The organism is Streptococcus pseudopneumoniae, from assembly GCF_001072925.1.
Classification (GTDB): Bacteria; Bacillota; Bacilli; order Lactobacillales; family Streptococcaceae; genus Streptococcus; species Streptococcus pseudopneumoniae_Q.
Genome location: NZ_JVHE01000017.1, coordinates 1 through 3,768 on the forward strand (window position 1 = coordinate 1; position 3,768 = coordinate 3,768).

The window sequence follows — 3,768 nt, forward strand, 5'->3', positions numbered from 1 at the left end:
GACAACGATTGTCCTCTCCAGATGTTAGCTTTTATTCAACCCACTACAGTTGACAAAGAGCCGTTTTTCATAATCTAATTTTCAGACAAAGCAAAAAGCCCACTGTTGTAGGCTTTCTGTAAGATATATCTTAAAATTAAAGCATTTTGTTGTAGAATTCAACGACAAGTGCTTCGTTAATTTCTGGGTTGATTTCATCGCGTTCTGGCAAACGAGTCAATGAACCTTCCAATTTTTCAGCATCGAATGATACGAATGCTGGACGTCCAAGAGTAGCTTCTACTGCTTCAAGGATAGCTGGAACTTTCAATGATTTTTCACGAACTGAAATCACTTGACCTGGAGTTACGCGATATGATGGAATATCAACGCGTTTTCCGTCAACAAGGATGTGACCGTGGTTTACGAATTGACGAGCTTGACGACGAGTAGTCGCAAGACCAAGACGGTAAACAACGTTATCCAAACGGCGTTCCAAAAGAAGCATGAAGTTGAAACCTAGGATTCCGCCTTTGATTTTTGTAGCTTGTACGAACAAGTTACGGAATTGTTTTTCACCTACACCGTAAGTGAAGCGAAGTTTTTGTTTTTCAGCCAATTGCAAACCGTATTCTGACAATTTAGAACGGTTGTTTGGTCCGTGTTGTCCTGGTACGTAGTTACGACGTGCCAATTCTTTACCTGTACCTGTAAGTGAAAGGCCAAGGCGACGAGCTTGTTTCCAAGATGGTCCTGTATAACGTGACATGTGAATGTCCTCCTGATATAAATAATATTTCGGTGGAAATAGTCACTTAGAAAGCCCTGATTCGTGCAGATGCCCTTCGCCTAAACAGCCAAGGTTACTTATTATAAGACACCTGTTGACGAGCTTCATGCTTTCCTGCTGATATTTCACACAAAATCCATTTTACCATGAATGGCTAGATTTGTAAAGGGGTTTTAAGCTTTATTTTCATTGCCAGAGAGATTGAGAAGGAGGGTAAAGGTGCTTCCTAGTCCGTACTGGCTACTGACTGTAATTTCCCCACCCAATTGATGGGCCAATTCACGCGCAATCGCAAGACCTAAGCCATGACCACCTGTTTTCATATTGCGCGAAGTCTCGACACGATAAAGGCGTTTGAAAATATTCTTTAAATCCTCTGGAGCAATGCCTTGTCCCTCATCGGTCACACTGATTGAAAGCTGGCTATCCTCCAGCTTAGCTACCACTTTCAGCTTGGTTCCTGGAGCAGAGTATTTAAAAGCGTTATTGACCAGATTCACCAATATACGAGAAAGTTTGGCATAATCTCCTTCAATTCGAGCAGACTCTGGGATTACCTGCAAATGGACATCTCGTTCCTCCTGCTCAATCAAGAACTGAAATTCACTCATGCACTCAATCAAGAGCTGGTCCAGAAAAATACTGTCCTTGCTGGTCGTTTCCACCTGATTTTTAACTGTATTTAGGGTCAAAAAATTCAACTCTTCAACCAGTTTATTAAGCCGTTCTGTCTGGCGTCCAATGGTTGCTAGATAATGGGCTTGTTCTCCTTCCTTGATAACCCCATCCAAAATCCCTTCTACCGTCGCTTGGATTGAAGTGATTGGGGTCTTGATATCGTGCGATAGCTGGGCAATCATCAAGCCCTTTTCTCGTTCGCTTTCTTCCAAGGAATCAAAGGTCGCCTGCAAATCATGGGACATTTCATTGAAAGCTTGGCCTAATTGCTGAAATTCCACAGGCCCTTGAACCTCCAGATTTGAAGAAAAGTCCTTGTCCGCTACTCGCTTGGCATGTTCCTTAAGTTTACCCAATGAAGTAAAGACTGGTGATAGGAGAAAGAGACTAATCCCAGCACCGACAAAACTTGCGATTAGAGTCATTCCAATCAGGAAATAAATCTCTCTTTCGTCAATTAGCATTCGCTGGACTGCCCAAAAAACTACGATAATCGTTAGGAGTGTTGAAATGATATAACCCACTAGAATATAACTTTTTAATTTCATTGACTACCTCGTGCTTTCTCAATTTTGTAGCCCAAGCCCCAAACTGTTTTTATGGTGGGCGTTTCTGCACTAGCATATTTAGCTAACTCCTGTCGAAGAGCATGAATATGAACATTTAAGGTATTGGTATCATCCACATAGTCTTCTTGCCAGACCTTTTCATAGAGATCTGTCTTAGAGAAAACTCGCTTTGGATTGCTGGCTAAAATCCATAAAAGCTCGAAGGATTTGACTGTCAAATCAAGTGCTATATCTCCTACTTGAGCCTCATGGCTACCGTGATTCATTCGTAAATCACCGAGACTGACAACCTCTATCTCACCCCCACGATGAAGGCGACGCAAGATATTGTGGACACGTAAAACAAGCTCACGAGGACTAAATGGCTTGGCAATAAAGTCATCTGCCCCCAGGCTTAGGCCGTAAATCTTGTCCTGCTCGCTTGTCTTAGCCGTAATAAATAGAAAAGGCTGATCTGGAGATTGATACTGAACCTCACTAATCAAATCATAACCATCCATCCGAGGCATCATGATATCTGTAATAATCAAATCAATCGGTTTTCGCTTGAAGATTTCCAAGGCCTCTACTCCATCATGAGCCACCAAAACATGATACCCTGCCTGAACCAGATAGCGTTGATGAATATCTGTGATTTCTACCTCGTCGTCAACGAGTAAAATGGTCTTTCCCATCTGTCTCTCCTTTGAAAAAAACAGTGCTATACTACAATAGTATAACACTATTTTAATCGCTTTACGAACATTCTAAACTATATCTGGATTTTTCAAATCCTAGATAGAAAGTCTGTAGCTAGACTAGTCATTTTCCTCTTTTTTAGCTTTCAAACCGAGTCCACCTAACAGTCCAGCCAAGGCGAGTCCAAGGAAGCCAATAGGAGCCATTGATGTTTGGGCTTCACCAGTATTTGGAAGCATGTCTTTTTTGTCTTTCATTTGATCAGCCATCATCGGACTTGACATCTTGTTATTAGATGCCATCTTGCCTTCATCAGGCATTTTGCTTGTGGCTGCTGGAACTTGATCTTGATCTTGTTTCATACTTGGTGTTGCCATAGGCTGGCTAGCATTCATGGTTTTATCTTGTTCTTTGTTAGGCATCATCTTATCCTGGCTAGTAGCTGGCATTTTAGATTTCATCTCATCTTGATTAGCACTTGGCATTTGAGCGTTCATATTAGACGCATCTTGATGACTATTCATCATTGGAGCCGGCATAGCTGAACCATTAGAAGATGGGACGGAACCTGACTGCATCGGAACAAGAGACTGATGTCCATTCAAGTTCACTGTCAAATCTTTAGTCGCTACAAGATTGCTCAAGTCAGCCTTGCCATCTTTTGCACCATACACTTTAATAGTAGCTTTATAACTTTGAGTGCCGTTTTGTTTCAAGAAATCAAGCAGCTCTTTATCAGATTTACCTTGAGTACCTGCCAAGTCTACTTCATAGAAGTAGAGGCCTTTGCCCAATTTCTCTACTGGTGGAAGAGCCGGATTTTTAGCCGAACCATTGTCTGACCATGGGGCCTTGTCAGAAGCTTTCAAGATAAGGCGAGTTAACATACCGTCACCAGCGAAGAATTCGTATGGAATGACTTGGTTGACTCCGGCTGTGAATGGACCAGGGAAGTTCGCTTTGTCCAAGTATGTAGCTGGGACATCTACTGTGTCTTTGGTGTTGTCAGCTACTCCTTTTTGAACTTCAGCTGGAGCGGTCAAGCCATTCAAGTTCACTGTCAAATCTTTTGTC

Annotated in this window: 4 protein-coding genes; all 4 read right to left on the minus strand. The window is 42.1% G+C overall.

Annotated elements, in window-relative coordinates; genetic code table 11:
* Positions 1–136 precede the first annotated feature (136 nt).
* Positions 137–748: a 30S ribosomal protein S4 gene (gene rpsD, locus ADH81_RS00600; RefSeq protein WP_000092756.1), complete on the minus strand. Its 612-nt coding sequence runs from the start codon at positions 746–748 to the stop codon at positions 137–139.
* Between the two features lie 194 nt (positions 749–942).
* Positions 943–1,995, minus strand: a complete 1,053-nt coding sequence (locus ADH81_RS00605) for a sensor histidine kinase (RefSeq protein WP_049525751.1) — start codon at positions 1,993–1,995, stop codon at positions 943–945.
* Positions 1,992–2,690 (minus strand): response regulator transcription factor, encoded by a 699-nt coding sequence (locus ADH81_RS00610; protein ID WP_049525752.1) that lies wholly within the window; start codon positions 2,688–2,690, stop codon positions 1,992–1,994. The genes ADH81_RS00605 and ADH81_RS00610 overlap by 4 nt, the downstream gene beginning before the upstream one ends.
* A 123-nt stretch (positions 2,691–2,813) precedes the next feature.
* On the minus strand, positions 2,814–3,768 hold a 955-nt coding region (locus ADH81_RS00615; RefSeq protein ID WP_049525753.1), incomplete at its 5' end, for an SSURE domain-containing protein.